11 protein-coding genes are annotated in these 14,148 nt (G+C 63.5%); 5 read left to right on the forward strand and 6 right to left on the reverse strand.

The window, feature by feature from the left end; all coding sequences use genetic code 11:
- Positions 1-4: 4 nt before the first annotated feature.
- Genes ACSU1L_RS00570 through ACSU1L_RS00580 form a run of 3 tightly spaced genes read right to left on the reverse strand, consistent with a single transcriptional unit; the run spans position 5 to position 2,314 of the window.
- Positions 5-925 carry a 5'-3' exonuclease gene (locus tag ACSU1L_RS00570; RefSeq protein WP_439254250.1) on the reverse strand — a complete coding sequence of 307 codons (921 nt, stop codon included), beginning with the start codon at positions 923-925 and terminating at the stop codon, positions 5-7.
- Between the two features lie 37 nt (positions 926-962).
- Positions 963-1,727 carry a hypothetical protein gene (locus ACSU1L_RS00575; protein WP_439254251.1) on the reverse strand — a complete coding sequence of 255 codons (765 nt, stop codon included), beginning with the start codon at positions 1,725-1,727 and terminating at the stop codon, positions 963-965.
- A 47-nt stretch (positions 1,728-1,774) separates the two neighbouring features.
- Positions 1,775-2,314, reverse strand: coding sequence for a hypothetical protein (locus ACSU1L_RS00580; protein ID WP_439254252.1), 540 nt, complete (start codon positions 2,312-2,314; stop codon positions 1,775-1,777).
- 210 nt (positions 2,315-2,524) lie between these two features.
- On the opposite strand from ACSU1L_RS00580, the gene rpsA reads away from it, so the two are divergent.
- The 3 genes from rpsA (at position 2,525) to ACSU1L_RS00595 (ending at position 5,900) form a co-directional block, all read left to right on the forward strand.
- Positions 2,525-3,988, forward strand: a complete 1,464-nt coding sequence (gene rpsA / locus ACSU1L_RS00585; protein WP_438255372.1) for a 30S ribosomal protein S1 — start codon at positions 2,525-2,527, stop codon at positions 3,986-3,988.
- A gap of 98 nt (positions 3,989-4,086) precedes the next feature.
- Positions 4,087-4,686, forward strand: a complete 600-nt coding sequence (gene coaE, locus ACSU1L_RS00590) for a dephospho-CoA kinase (protein ID WP_439254253.1) — start codon at positions 4,087-4,089, stop codon at positions 4,684-4,686.
- Complete coding sequence (locus ACSU1L_RS00595) at positions 4,683-5,900, forward strand: MFS transporter (protein WP_438255374.1); 1,218 nt, start codon at positions 4,683-4,685, stop codon at positions 5,898-5,900. Before coaE ends, ACSU1L_RS00595 begins: the two co-directional genes overlap by 4 nt.
- Here ACSU1L_RS00595 and ACSU1L_RS00600 read toward each other — a convergent pair.
- Entirely contained in the window at positions 5,857-6,486 is a 630-nt protein-coding gene (locus ACSU1L_RS00600; RefSeq protein WP_438255375.1) for a DUF4126 domain-containing protein, read from the reverse strand. The two genes, ACSU1L_RS00595 and ACSU1L_RS00600, sit on opposite strands and share 44 nt — an antisense overlap.
- 55 nt (positions 6,487-6,541) lie before the next feature.
- On the opposite strand from ACSU1L_RS00600, the gene uvrB reads away from it, so the two are divergent.
- The gene (gene uvrB / locus ACSU1L_RS00605) at positions 6,542-8,617 is read left to right on the forward strand and encodes an excinuclease ABC subunit UvrB (protein WP_438255376.1); all 2,076 of its coding nucleotides are present in this window, start codon (positions 6,542-6,544) and stop codon (positions 8,615-8,617) included.
- Positions 8,618-8,684: 67 nt separating this feature from the next.
- Here uvrB and ACSU1L_RS00610 read toward each other — a convergent pair whose 3' ends face one another.
- Positions 8,685-10,694 carry an LPXTG cell wall anchor domain-containing protein gene (locus ACSU1L_RS00610; RefSeq protein WP_439254254.1) on the reverse strand — a complete coding sequence of 670 codons (2,010 nt, stop codon included), beginning with the start codon at positions 10,692-10,694 and terminating at the stop codon, positions 8,685-8,687.
- A 130-nt stretch (positions 10,695-10,824) separates the two neighbouring features.
- Complete coding sequence (locus ACSU1L_RS00615; protein ID WP_439255024.1) at positions 10,825-13,344, reverse strand: NB-ARC domain-containing protein; 2,520 nt, start codon at positions 13,342-13,344, stop codon at positions 10,825-10,827.
- A 363-nt stretch (positions 13,345-13,707) separates the two neighbouring features.
- Here ACSU1L_RS00615 and ACSU1L_RS00620 point away from each other — a divergent pair, with 363 nt between their 5' ends.
- Positions 13,708-14,148 carry a MarR family winged helix-turn-helix transcriptional regulator gene (locus ACSU1L_RS00620; RefSeq protein WP_439254255.1) on the forward strand — a complete coding sequence of 147 codons (441 nt, stop codon included), beginning with the start codon at positions 13,708-13,710 and terminating at the stop codon, positions 14,146-14,148.

The following is a 14,148-nucleotide window of genomic DNA, read 5'->3' on the forward strand; positions in this document are numbered from 1 at the left end:
GGAGTCAACGCCCGAGCGCCGCGATGGCGCGGTCCATAGAGGAACCGAGGTTCCAGCGCTCAGCCAGATCAGTGGCGGCGTCGGCCTCGGCAGGATCGAGTGCACGCACGGGGTAGCTCGGGCAGTTGATGTCGAGACCCCGCGCGACTTCGACGACCGTCGGCGCGACATCGAGATAGCCGGATGCTGCGAGCAGCTTCGCGCGGATGCCGGCGCTCATTCCCTCCCCGGCTTCGGCTGCGGCACGGACGCCAGCGATATCGCCGTGCGCTTGCAGCAGTGTCGCTGCGGTCTTGTCTCCGACGCCCGTAACGCCGGGTAGCCCATCGGATGCATCGCCGCGCAGCGTCGCGAAGTCGGCATACTGCGATGGCAGCACACCATACTTCTTCACGACGGTCTCGTCGGTGACGATCTCAAGATTGCTCATTCCCCGTGCGGTATAGATGACGCGGATGCCGCGATCGTTGTCGACCAGTTGGAAGAGGTCGCGGTCTCCGGTGACGATGTCGACCGGCATCGTCGAGCGAGTGGCGAGCGTGCCGATGACGTCATCAGCCTCGTGCTGGGCAACACCGATGATCGGGATGCCGAGAAGTCGCAGCGCTTCGCGGATGATCGGCAGCTGCGCCTCGAGTGGATCGGGAACCTCTTCGATGTCGGGGCCGGCTGGGACGAGCTCGACGACACGATGCGCCTTGTAGCTCGGGATCAGGTCGACGCGCCACTGCGGGCGCCAATCGTCGTCCCAACACGCGACGATGTGAGTGGGCTCGTAGAGCTTGACGAGCTTGGCGATGATGTCGAGCAGGCCGCGTGCCGCATTCACCGAGGTGCCGTCCGCCGATTTCACCTTGTCGGGCACACCGTAGAACGCTCGGAAGTAGAGGGAGGCGGTGTCCAGCAGCATCAGCTTGTCGCTCATGAAATCAGCATGACACAGGGGTGCGACGTCGTCCGGGTCAACAGCCGGGGGAGCGCGGATCCTGTTCGCATGTGTGCGCGACGAGGGCGGTGTGTGCCTCGAAGATCCTGATCTCCTGCGCTGCGCCGGTCGATGTCACCTCGCCGGTGATGGGGAACCAGCCGATACCGAAGTCGACGGCGGCCGTGTATCGAACCGAGACGTCGGCCGCGTAGATGCCGCGTGCGGCGTAGGTGTGACTCGTCTCCGTCGGTGTGAACTGCGCTGCGCCGAGTGCGTCCCAGCTCAGCCCGCCGGTGGAAGTTGTCGTGGTCGCTCCATCGCCGTAGTCGAAGTCGAATCCCACTGGCGTGAATCGCACGACCATGGGATAGCCGAACAGCTCACCGGACACCGTGTGCTCGTCAGCCGAAGCGACGAAGTTGGTCGGAAGCCCCACGACGCCGACGTTGTCCGGCTCGCCGGCGACGAGCGAACCGTGCGGGGCGAAGCGCACGACATCGCTGATCGTGACAGTCGGGATCTCGACGACGTCTTCTTCATCAGGCTCGACGTCTTCATTGGTGCGCTCGAAGCAGCGGATATAGGAGTCCCAGTCGTCGAGGCAATCGACGAAGTCTTGGTCGATCGGGGGAGGGATAGGAGCGGGCGCAGGATGCGGCCCATCATTGCCAATCGGCCTGCCGGGGTTATGGCCCGGCGGCGAACCCGGAACGACCTCGGTTCCGCCGATGACGACTTCGTCGCCTTCCGGCGTGCACTCGCCGACTAAGACGTCGATTTGGCTGCAACCAAATGCCACCGGGGATGAGGGAGTACTAAGCGCGACCGCTGCAGATAAGAGAAGTTCTAGCATTCTGAACCCTCATCAACTGTGGAATCTGAGATCGAGAATGTGTCGTCAACTGCCATGAACTGGATCTGCAAAGCAGCCTGTGGTGCGCGGAGCGCCGGGGTCAGGTCCGTCCCGTCTTCTCCGATCACACGTGTGTCACCGATGTCGAGGCACACGACACCGATCAACGTAATTGGGTCGCTATCGAGATCCGCCTCGACATCGACCAGCTGCTCCAGCACGGTGTCGCCTTCAAGAGTGATCTTTCGTTCCGCAAGGTCTCGCTCACTCGACAGGTGTTCTTCGAGCGCAGCTCCCACCAGAAAACCGGCGGGGTCGCTGGAGGCTATTCCTGATCGTTGGCTATTGAGCGCATGCGTGTAGGCCCGATAGATCTCTTCCGCCGCGGCGAATGCTTCTTCCTCGTTCGCGAACGCGGCCGTCGGCGTCGGGCTCGGCGCGGGAGTCGGTGTGCAGGCGCACAGTGTGCCCGCCGCCAGGGTCAGCAGCGCCAGCATCCGATATCGGTTCGTCCTTGAGCGCAGGGAAGTCACTCGCACACACTAACGTGAACTCTTGATACCGCGTCGAAGTTATCCACAGGTCCTGGTCTGTGTTTTCTCTGATATTCTGAGGTGTCACCTTTGGCAGGCAACCGCATGTCAAAGTGGCTGAGAACCAATCCATCCGCTTCTCGTGCTCACACAACTGTGCGTGAGCACTGCTGAGGCCCGAGTAACCACCCAACAAGGACAACCCACTACATGACTAGCGCAACGACCGCCCCGGCCACCAAGCAGGTCGCCATCAACGACATCGGATCTGCTGAGGACTTCCTGGCCGCGGTCGAGAAGACTCTGAAGTTCTTCAACGACGGCGACATCATCGAAGGCACGATCGTCAAGATCGACCGCGATGAGGTTCTGCTCGACGTCGGTTACAAGACTGAGGGTGTCATCCCCTCCCGCGAACTTTCCATCAAGCACGACGTTGACCCCAACGAGGTCGTCAAGGTCGGCGACGAGGTTGAGGCTCTCGTTCTCCAGAAGGAGGACAAGGAGGGCCGTCTGATCCTGTCCAAGAAGCGCGCACAGTACGAGCGCGCTTGGGGCGATGTCGAGAAGATCAAGGAAGACGACGGCGTCGTCACCGGTACGGTCATCGAGGTCGTCAAGGGTGGACTCATTGTCGACATCGGACTCCGTGGCTTCCTGCCGGCATCGCTCATCGAGCTGCGCCGTGTCCGCGACCTGACCCCGTACCTGGGCCAGGAGATCGAGGCGAAGATCCTCGAGCTCGACAAGAACCGCAACAACGTGGTTCTCTCGCGCCGTGCACTGCTTGAGCAGACGCAGTCCGAGTCGCGCTCGAACTTCCTCAACAACCTGCACAAGGGCCAGGTCCGCAAGGGCCAGGTCTCGTCGATCGTCAACTTCGGTGCGTTCGTCGACCTGGGCGGCGTTGACGGTCTCGTTCACGTCTCCGAGCTGTCGTGGAAGCACATCGAGCACGCATCCGAGGTTGTCGAGGTTGGCCAGGAGGTCACCGTCGAGATCCTTGAGGTCGACCTCGACCGTGAGCGCGTCTCCCTGTCGCTGAAGGCGACGCAGGAGGACCCGTGGCAGGTCTTCGCCCGCACGCACGCGATCGGTCAGATCGCAGCGGGCAAGGTCACCAAGCTCGTTCCGTTCGGTGCGTTCGTTCGCGTCGCAGATGGCATCGAGGGCCTCGTTCACATCTCCGAGCTCTCCAGCAAGCACGTTGAGCTGGCCGAGCAGGTCGTTTCCGTTGGTGAAGAGGTCTTCGTCAAGGTCATCGACATCGACCTCGAGCGTCGTCGTATCTCGCTGTCGCTCAAGCAGGCCAACGAGTCGGTTGATCCCAACGGCACCGAGTTCGACCCGGCTCTGTACGGCATGCTTGCCGAGTACGACGAGAACGGCGAGTACAAGTACCCCGAGGGCTTCGACCCCGAGACCGGTGCTTGGAAGGAAGGCTTCGACACTCAGCGCGAGGCATGGGAGCAGGAATACGCTGCAGCCCAGGCTCGCTGGGAAGCTCACAAGGTTGCGGTTGCCAAGGCAGCCGAGGCCGAGGCCGCTGCGGGCGACGACTTCGGCGCTGCCGCTGGTCAGTCGTTCACGAGCGACTCGTCCGGTGCCGGCACGCTTGCTGACGACGAAGCTCTCGCGGCTCTCCGCGAGAAGCTCTCGGGCGGCAACGCGTAAGCCACGCCTCTTCTGAAACGGACCGTCACCTTCGGGTGGCGGTCCGTTTCGCATTCGCTGGGGCGGATGCTGCGGCATCCGCGTGCCAGGATGTAAACATGCCTCTCATCGCGCTGACCGGCGGAATCGCATCCGGAAAGTCCACGATCGCTCGCCGTCTCGAAGAACACGGCGCTGTCGTCATCGACGCGGATCAGATCGTGCGTGACGTGCAAGCTCCCGGCTCTGCGGTGCTCCAGGAGATCGCAGCGACGTTCGGGACCGACGTTATCGACGCATCCGGTGCGCTGGACAGGGCCGCCCTCGGAGAACGAGTGTTCTCCGATCAGGACGCACTTGCACGCCTCAACGGCATCGTGCATCCTGCGGTGCGTGTGGAATCGCAGCGCCGAATGGATGCGGCATTCTCCGATGACGCATCCGCCGTCGTCGTATACGACGTGCCGCTGTTGGTGGAAGCGCGCGTCGATGACCCGTGGGACATGATCGTGGTTGCGCACGCGCCGGCCGAGGAGCGGCTGTGCCGGCTGATCGAACTGCGTGGCATGGAGCCGCACGCAGCCCAGGACCGCATCAACGCGCAGGTCTCCGACGACAAACGCCTTGCTATCGCGGATGTCGTGATTGACACCGCGGGCACGATGGAGCAGACCTATCAGCAGACGGATGCTCTCTGGAAGCAGCTCGAGGCGGGGTGAATGCCGAAGAGTTCACGGGCCACAGCCGCGGGACGCGCTCCTACCGACGGCTGATCTGGGGACTGTTCTTCGCGGGGGTGGCGACGTTTGCCCAGCTGTACTCGTTGCAGGCTGTGCTCCCGCAGATCGCATCCGACCTGGGAGTGGCACCGTCGACAGCCGCGCTGAGCATCTCGGCGGCGACACTCGGCATTGCCGCAGCGGTCATCCCGTGGTCTCTCGTCGCCGACCGGATCGGCCGTGTTCCGGCGATGGCGATCGGAATCATCGCCGCGACCGTGCTCGGTCTGGCTGCCCCGCTGAGTACCGAGATCGCGGTACTCCTCGTGCTGCGCCTGGGGGAAGGGCTGGCACTCGGGGCTGTTCCAGCGGTGGCCCTGGCCTATCTCAGCGAGGAGATCCGCGCAGGTCACGTCGCGGCCGCCGCTGGCAGCTATACCGCCGGCACCACAGTCGGCGGTCTTTCCGGGCGTCTGATCGCAGGCCCGCTGGGCGAGCTTTTCGATTGGCGCGTCGGCGTGTGGAGCGTCATCGTGTTCTGCGCGTTCGCGGCAGTGCTGTTTCTCCGGCTGGTTCCACGTGCGCGAAGGTTCATTCCTGGTCGCAAGCGTGCGGATGCTGGTCCGGGCATGCTGACTCGGCTTATCCGTCCGCTGCGCTCCCTCCCGCTGCTGGCCCTGTACGCCCAAGGGTTTCTGCTGATGGGGGCCTTTGTCGCGGTATACAACTATCTGGGATTCTACCTCATAGCGCCGCCGTTCCTGTTGCCGGTGTGGCTGGTCACGCTTCTGTTCCTCGCGTACCTCGCCGGCACTCTCTCGTCGCCGTGGGCGGGGGCGCTCGCGAGCAGAGTCGGGCGTCGCACCGTTCTGCTCGGATCGATCGGCGTGTTTTTGAGCGGCGTGCTGCTCATGCTCGTACCTCATCCGATCGTGATCCTCGCGGGACTCGTCGTCTTCACTGCCGGATTCTTCGGAGCACATGCGATCGCGTCCAGTTGGGCACCGGTAATCGCGGATGCGGAGACTCGGGCGCAGGCGCCATCGCTCTACTATTTTGCGTACTACGCCGGATCGAGCCTGTTCGGCTGGATGCTGGGCATGGTCTTCGGCCAAGCCGGCTGGGGCTGGTTTCTCACCGTGGTGATCGCGATGGCCGTGCTCGCCGCCACTATTGCGACGGTGCTACTGCGTTCGGACCGTCCGGCGGGGTGACTCGGCGCTCGCGCTTGCGTCGACGTCGGCGAAAGAACATGACGACCGCGACGATCAGCGCGATCAGGAGCAGTCCGGCAAGAATCGGCACCACGATGGCGAGGGCCGCGAGCAGGAAGGACGCTCCGTCTTCGGCCGTGCTGAGAGCCGGGGCGGCGAGTCCGCCCGTGACGGTGTTCGCTGCAAGGCGGGTGGTCGCCTTGACCACGTGCACGATGAGCGCGATGACGATGCCGGTGATGATCGGCACCCAGGTGTTCTCGGAGAAGAATGCAGACGGGTCATCGACGGCGAGAGTCTGCGCACTGGATCCGGCGCCGAACACGATTCCACCGGATGCTGGACGCAGAACGCTCTGGATCACATCGTTGATCGAGTCCATGGCTGGGATCTTGTCGGCGACGACCTCGAGGATCAGCAGTGTGCCGAGTACCCACAGGGAAATGTCGCTGGCGATCCACGACCAGCCGGAGGGCAGCTCGACAGTGGGCAGGAAGCGGTCGGCCAGTCCCAGCAGGAACAGCGGCATCCACGCGTTCAGGCCAGCGGATGCTGCGAGGCTGGAGCCGATCAGAAACTCGATCACAGCCTTACTCTAGATGCGCGATGCCGATGTCTGAGGCTGCGCTTACGCTGGAAGTATGCAACCCACGCGCAGCGTCCGTCCGTTCGAGGTGATCAGCGATTATGCCCCGGCCGGTGACCAGCCGCAGGCGATCGCTGAGCTGGCCGCGCGTATCAACGCGGGTGAGACCGACGTGGTGCTGCTCGGCGCGACAGGTACCGGAAAATCGGCGACGACTGCCTGGCTGATCGAGCAGGTTCAGCGCCCGACTCTGGTGCTCGCGCACAACAAGACCCTGGCGGCGCAGCTGGCGAATGAGTTCCGTGAACTCATGCCGAACAACGCCGTCGAGTACTTCGTGTCGTACTACGACTACTACCAGCCTGAGGCCTACGTACCGCAGACAGACACGTTCATCGAGAAGGACTCCTCAGTCAACGCCGAAGTCGAGCGGTTGCGGCACTCGACGACCAACTCGCTGTTGTCGCGGCGCGATGTCGTCGTGGTCTCGACGGTGTCCTGCATCTACGGCCTCGGCGCGCCGGAAGAGTATCTGCGAGCCATGGTCGCGCTCCAGGTGGGGGAGCGCTATGACCGCGACGCTCTCATCCGCCAGTTCATCGCGATGCAGTACAACCGCAACGACGTCGACTTCTCGCGCGGCAACTTCCGTGTTCGCGGCGACACGATCGAGATCATTCCCGTCTACGAGGAGACGGCGATCCGCATCGAGCTGTTCGGCGATGAGATCGAGGCGCTGTACTCGCTGCATCCACTCACCGGTGAGGTCATCGAAAAACTCGACGCGGTGCCCATCTTCCCCGCTTCGCACTATGTCGCCGGAACAGATGTCATCCAGCGCTCGATCGGAACCATCGAAGCTGAGCTGGAACAGCGCCTGGCCGAGTTCGAGCGCCAAGGAAAGCTGCTTGAGGCGCAACGACTGCGCATGCGCACGACGTTTGACCTGGAGATGCTGCAGCAGCTGGGATTCTGCTCCGGAATCGAGAACTACTCGCGCCACATGGATGGCCGTGAACCGGGAGAGCCGCCGCACACCCTGTTGGACTTCTTCCCCGACGACTTCCTGATGGTGATCGACGAGTCCCATGCGACTGTGCCGCAGATCGGAGCGATGTACGAGGGCGATGCATCGCGTAAGCGCACTCTGGTGGAACACGGGTTCCGACTTCCCAGCGCGATGGACAACCGCCCCCTGCGCTGGGACGAATTCAAGAACCGCATCGGGCAGACGGTCTACCTCTCGGCCACGCCAGGGAAGTACGAGATGGGCATCGCCGATGGCGTTGTCGAGCAGATCATCCGTCCGACCGGACTGGTCGATCCTGAGATCATCGTGAAGCCGTCCAAGGGGCAGATCGACGATCTGCTGGAAGAGATCCGCGTGCGCGTCGAGCGCGATGAACGTGTTTTGGTCACGACGCTGACGAAGAAGATGGCAGAGGAGCTAACCGACTTCCTCGGCGAACATGGTGTGCGGGTGCGATATCTGCACTCGGATGTCGACACCCTTCGACGCGTAGAACTGCTCAGCGAGTTGCGGGCGGGTGTGTACGACGTGCTGGTCGGCATCAACCTGCTGCGTGAGGGCCTGGATCTGCCTGAGGTATCTCTCGTGGCGATTCTGGATGCTGACAAGGAGGGGTTCCTTCGATCGGGGACCTCCCTCATCCAGACAATCGGCCGTGCAGCACGAAATGTGTCTGGGCAGGTGCACATGTATGCCGACCGGATCACCGATTCGATGGCGAAAGCAATCGACGAGACCGATCGTCGGCGCGAGAAGCAGGTTGCGTACAACCTGGAGCGCGGGATCGACCCGCAGCCGCTGCGCAAACGCATCGCCGACATCACTGACGTCCTGGCGAGGGAAGCATCTGACACGCAGGAGATGCTGCGCGGCAGAGGGAACGCGAGATCGGGCAAAGGCAAGAGCCCGACTCCGGGGCTGCGACGCCAGGGAATCGCGGCAGAGGGTGCGCAGCAGCTGGAGGCGACGATCGAGGATCTGTCGAACCAGATGCTTGCGGCTGCGGCAGAGCTGAAGTTCGAGCTCGCCGGTCGCCTACGCGATGAAGTGCAAGATATGAAGAAGGAGCTGCGGGCGATGGAGCGTGCGGGCCACGCTTGAGTTAAACAAGTGAGGCTTGTGCCCCGAAGAAACTCCAGGGCACAAGCCTCACTTACCAGTCGATCGATCAGGCGGTGCGACGGCGCAGCATCAGCAACGCTCCGGCGATCACGGTAAGCCCCGCGATCGAGATGAGTGCAGAAGACACCTCACCGCCGGTGGCGGCCAGCCCCGGCTCGTCTTCTGCCGCTGTGATCGTGATCTGCTGCCATCCGATAACGGTTCCGTCAGCCGCAACAGCTGCGATCCGGTGGGTTCCGGTGACATTCTTCGGCAGCGTGATCTGTACCGTGCCTTCGGCGGACACCGTCTTCACACCGAGCGGCGACGGCGTCGAGAGCAGCCACATGCCAGCGCTCTGACCAGCCCGGTCACCAGCGAAGTGCACCGTGATGGTCTGGCCCGCCTGAGCGGTGGTGACCGTGGTGATCTCGCCCAGCGTGGCGTCCGTCAACTGATCCTCGGCCGGTGCCGGGTAGTCCGCCGCTGGTGCGGTCGGCTTGGGCTCCGTCGGCTTGGGCTCCGTGGGGTCCGGCTCGGTCGGCTTGGGCTCGGTCGGCTTGGGCTCGGTCGGTGCCGGCTCGGTCGGCTTGGGCTCGGTCGGGTCGGGCTCGGTCGGGTCAGGATCGACCGGCTGCGGGGCAGCATCTCCCTGCACAGTCCAATCGAGGATCGACGAACCGCATACGCCGAGGTTTGCCCAGATTCGTCCGCTCGCGGAGCCGTCAGCATTGATGGTGCCGTGTAGCTTGAAGGTCATCGCGATCCCCTCCCAATCGATCTCGAAGGGCAGGCCGACAGTTACGGGTGTTGTCGGAATCGGATCGGTGGAGAAGTCATCGAAGCCCGATCCGTGGTAGCCGGCAGTGACGCAGGCCCACCAGTATTCGCCCGTCACCAGGGTGATCGCGCCCGAATCATTCACCTCAAGAGAGAACGGCCGAACTTCCGGGTCATTCATTTCATTGCTGCTCGCGTGCGTCTGCCGTGATGTGCCCTCGTAGATTCCGGGGGCGGGGAAAGCACCCTGCTCATCGGGCACGACGCTGAAGGTCACCGATGCGGTGCCAACGGGGTGTGTGAGTGTGACGGTGTGCTCGCCCACGCTGAGCGGACCGGACACCTCTGCCTCGACGTCGCCGAGGACATCGGCGCGGACAGCCGTCGGAGCACCATCATCCACCGTCAGTTCAACGGTGGCGTAGTCGGGGAACCCCTCGCCGTCGATAACCAGTGCGGTGGCGGCGAGCTCTGATTCTGTGACGACAAACGCAGACGCTGAGATAGTGGGCTGATCCCAGCCGGAGTACCAATCAGCATCGTCATCGACGACGAAAGTCCGTGAAGCGGATGCCTCCACATCGGCTGCCGCGAGCGTGAGGTCGTACTCGCCGACCGAGAACTCGCCGCTGATGGTGAACTCGGTGTAACCCGCCTCATCGGACGTGACCTGGTGCTCTGCGACCCCGTCGATCAGGACATCGAGCGTGGCATCCGTCGGGAACCCGTCACCGGTGGTGAGCATGCCGCTGTGTTTGATGTCCCACTGCGCGATGCCGTCTTCACCCTCGAGATACAGCCAGGGTTCGTAACCACCCGCGGTTACTTCAAAGGCCGTCTCCTGGGTGATCCCGCCGGCTGAAATACGCGCGACGTAGCTGCCAGCGTCGAGACGCGCGGTCAGGGTTGCGAACACCCAGCCGTCGGCATCGACAGTGGCTGTTTCTGACACGACACCAGGGATGCTGATGGTCGCTTCGGAACCTGCCGGGAAGTCGACGCCCTGGATGATGAGCCCTTCGATGTCCAGTTCCGCCTGCGTGATGATTTCTGCATTGACGTGGACGGCGAAGGTCTCCGCGGCGCCAGCGAGTTTTTCGGCTGCCGCGGGCGCGGCGGCTGGTGCGGGGATAGTGGTCTCGTCAGCGTTGCGCTGCGAGTCATCCAGGGCGGCGGCGGGCAACGCCGAGGCGAGAACAAGCGCGAATGCGATGCCCGTGCCCATCGTGACGGCAGCGGGGTGTACGAGCTTTCTGCGGTGCAAGAAGCGCTGAGCGCTTCGACGTGATGATGTCATGATCCCTCTCGGTGGATGGTCGTGGTGTGCACGGCCAACGGCACATATCACGCACATCCTGGCGAGAGGGGGAGCAGTTGCGCTCCTATTCGGGACGAATCGGAACGCGAGCGTCGCCAGCCGTTTCGGCTCAGCGGGCTCCGACCTGGTCCCTGATGTCGTTCGCGAGATACGACCCGGCGAGTTCGAACTGCTCGACGGCGGCGCGGAGCAGCTTGTCGCGGTCAGCCGGATCCGTGGCGCTGTCAGCGCGCAGCTGCAGAAGGCGACCGCGCAGCACGTTGTCGGCCTGCTCGCCGAGCTGTGGTTCGGCCTCGTCGAGCATGCGCATCGCTCGATCGTGCTCGCCGGCGGCCAGCGCGATGGGTGTCGAGTGGATCAGCGCCTCCGTCGTCACCAGCGGCTGTCCCAGACTGCGCGACGTTGTAATCGCATCTTCTGCCCGGACCAATGCCGCGGTGGGGTCACCGAGTCGCATCATCGCCTTCGCAGCGGTCACCTCGCTGTATACCGTGAGATACGGATGGCCGAGTTCCTCGGCGATCGTCCGGGCTGCGTCAGCTGAGAGGATCGCCTCCTCGAACTGGTCGTACTCCAGCAGGACGGTTGCATAGTTCGTTCGCAGATTCGCTTCGAACAGACGATGTCCGACAGAAACGGCCAGCTCGAGTCCCCGCAAAACAGTGTCGCGCTCTTCATCGAAGCGCCCGGCGGTATGCAAGGAGAGTCCCAGATTTACCAGCGCCGACAGGCACAGCGGGACCTCGTCGTCCTTGTTCTCATGCAGTTGCACTGTGCGCTGCAGCTTCTCGATCGCAGCGGGAACTTGCCCCAGCCGCAGATCCACCAGTGCTGACATGTTCGTCAGAAGCCCCGCCATTCTCAGATCGGGGTTCTGTCCGGTCTCATCAACGAGTATTCGGGCTCGATCGAAATGAGCCTGCGCGCTTCTCGGGTCATCGCTGTACAGAAGCAGCTGGCCGGCATCCAGGCTGCTTGTCGCCAGAGCCCGCCCAGCGCCGATCTCGGAAGCCACCTCGGCAGCTGCCTGATGCAGTCTCAGCGCTTCGGTCGTACGGCCGGCGATGTTCATCCACCAACTCAGCCCATCCGACAGGTGGAAGAGAATCTCCGGGTGTCCGCGTTCTGGGGCCGCATGCGCCATCGCCAGCAGCGATGACAGCTGAGAATAGAGCCAGTCGCTAGCCTCATCTGCAGTCCAATCGCGCTCCGGATATACGAAGTCGCTCCGGCGGGGGCTGTCGCTCATGCTGCGAGCGATCGTCGCGTATGCTCCCCATGTCTTCTGCGTCGCCTGGAGCGCGACCCGCTCGAATGCTGATGAGCGCATGCGCGGCGGATCCGTTTCGTTGGCGCGCTCGCGGGCAAATGCGCGCACGAGCGCGTGGAGAGCGATGCGATCATCGTCGCGCCGAATGGCCAGGTTGGCATCAGCCAGCGCAGCGATGCGCACGGTCGCTGCGCCCGGCTCGGTCTCGATCGCAGCCGCGGCGCTCTCCGCATCAATCTCGGCGATGGGTAGATCAGCGAAGATGCGCAGCAGCTGTGCGGCGTGTGCATCGAGTTCGGCGTAAGACAGCTCCAGTGTCGCGCGCACTTCATCATCGACTCGGTCAGAATTCAGCCGCTCGGTCATGAGATCAATGTGCTCGCCGAGTGTCCACTCCGCGTGTGTGGCCAGCCGTGCACCGACCAGGGCGACCGCCAGCGGCAAGCCGCCGGAGATCGTCGAAAGTCGTTCGGAATCAGCGGCAGAGATGTCGACTCCCGGAGCGAAACGGCGCAGCAGCGCCGTGGTCTCGTTCTGGTCGAGTCCGAGCAGCCGGATCATCTGCCAGTCTGCGTCTTCATGGAGGCTCCGGCTTGTCGCGACGACTCGACCCGTGCCACCGGGCCCGATGATCGCATCGACATGGGAGTAGTCAGTCGCATCGTCCAGGATGAGTGCACAATCCTGCACGGCGAGCGCAGTGAGAATCAGATGCGCGCGGTCGGCCGAGGTCTTCGTTGCGCTGTCATCAACCTTCAGCTGCCGAAGAATCGCGCGCTGAGCCGCCTCGGGGGCTACCGGCGGAGACTCGGCGTTGCGCCCGCGCAGATCGAGAAACACACTCCCGCCGCTGTTGAGCTGCTGCACGGCCATGAACGCCAATTGCGTCTTGCCGGAGCCAGGCATTCCGGTGATCCAGACTCGGCGGTCTTCAGACAGCGCAGTGGCCGTGGCAGAGACTTCTCGCGCACGGCCGGCGAAAGAGGGTACCGGTACGGGGGCCTGGGGTCGGGCGACGGCGACGAAAGCAGCATCCGCTGCGGTTCGAGCAGCACGCACACGCTGCGCCCAGGTGGCATGGAACGGCTCAGGTAGTCCCAGGGCGGCCGCGATCTCGACGACGGCGTCAGCGTCAAGGCGCCGGCGTCCCTCCTGGAACGATGCCCACACGGTGCTCCTGGCAACACGTCTTTCGTGCAGAGGAATACCGCGCTGCTCGCGAAGAACACTGATGCGTCGAGTGATCTCGTTGAACGACGGGGCGCCGGCTGCGTTTCGCATGGCGCGCAGGTCAGCGGTGATCCGATCCAAGCCCTCCGGTGCGGCATCCCAGTCGACCGCTTCGCTCACCTCGAGCATCGTCACCCCTCCAGCTGCGAATAAATCTCTCTGCTGGCCATAGGTTACCGATACTGCGGGTACTCGGTGGTGCGAGCTACGGGCACCGAATCAGGGGCTTCGGCCCTGATCGATCGATTTCGTGCGCGTTCATCGCCTGTCCGCACAGCGGGCACGCGCGCTCAGCGCGTTGCGCTTGGGTAGGAGGAGGTGTTGCTTCATAGGGGCCGACCGCGGCAGGCCCCGCCAAGCGGATCAGGTTCGTATTGAACCAGCGGTACAGCCCACCCGCCTCGCGGATACGTGTGCGAAGCGGCACGCTCTCTGACGGATTCTCCATAGTGCTGAGTGTACTAACTATTAGTGCAGACGTATAATCGAAATGTGACGAGTTCTGACGATCTGCTCAAGCTGGAGAACCAGTTGTGCTTTGCCCTCGTGACAGCAGCCCGAAATGTCGTGTCGATTTACCGGCCGATTCTCGAGCCGCTCGGGCTCACTCATCCGCAGTACCTGGTGATGCTGGCACTGTGGGAGCGCTCGCCGCGACCGCTGAACGATCTGGCTGCTGACCTTGCTCTTGATCCCGCTACCGCATCGCCGCTGCTGAAGAGGCTGGAGAAAGAAGGACTGGTCGCGCGCGAGCGCAGTCGCGAAGACGAGCGCCGATTAGACATCACGCTCACCGAAGCCGGTCGCGAACTCCGTGCACGTGCCGTCGATGTGCCGCACCAGGTGATGGCCGCGGTGAGCATGGGTATTGAGCAGATTGCGACGCTTCGTGAAGGGCTTTCGCCGTTTGCCGGACGCGTAGAGAAGCAGTGA

It is taken from the genome of Microbacterium sp. A94, assembly GCF_051842855.1.
Lineage (GTDB): Bacteria > Actinomycetota > Actinomycetes > Actinomycetales > Microbacteriaceae > Microbacterium.

What these genes read in the sequence shown, in the direction of transcription:
- uvrB (WP_438255376.1), top strand. Translation starts at nt 6,542, where the DNA reads ATGCAACCCACGCGCAGCGTCCGTCCGTTCGAGGTGATCAGCGATTAT.
- coaE (WP_439254253.1), top strand. Translation starts at nt 4,087, where the DNA reads ATGCCTCTCATCGCGCTGACCGGCGGAATCGCATCCGGAAAGTCCACG.
- rpsA (WP_438255372.1), top strand. Translation starts at nt 2,525, where the DNA reads ATGACTAGCGCAACGACCGCCCCGGCCACCAAGCAGGTCGCCATCAAC.
- ACSU1L_RS00610 (WP_439254254.1), bottom strand. Translation starts at nt 10,694, where the DNA reads ATGACATCATCACGTCGAAGCGCTCAGCGCTTCTTGCACCGCAGAAAG.
- ACSU1L_RS00615 (WP_439255024.1), bottom strand. Translation starts at nt 13,344, where the DNA reads ATGCTCGAGGTGAGCGAAGCGGTCGACTGGGATGCCGCACCGGAGGGC.
- ACSU1L_RS00570 (WP_439254250.1), bottom strand. Translation starts at nt 925, where the DNA reads ATGAGCGACAAGCTGATGCTGCTGGACACCGCCTCCCTCTACTTCCGA.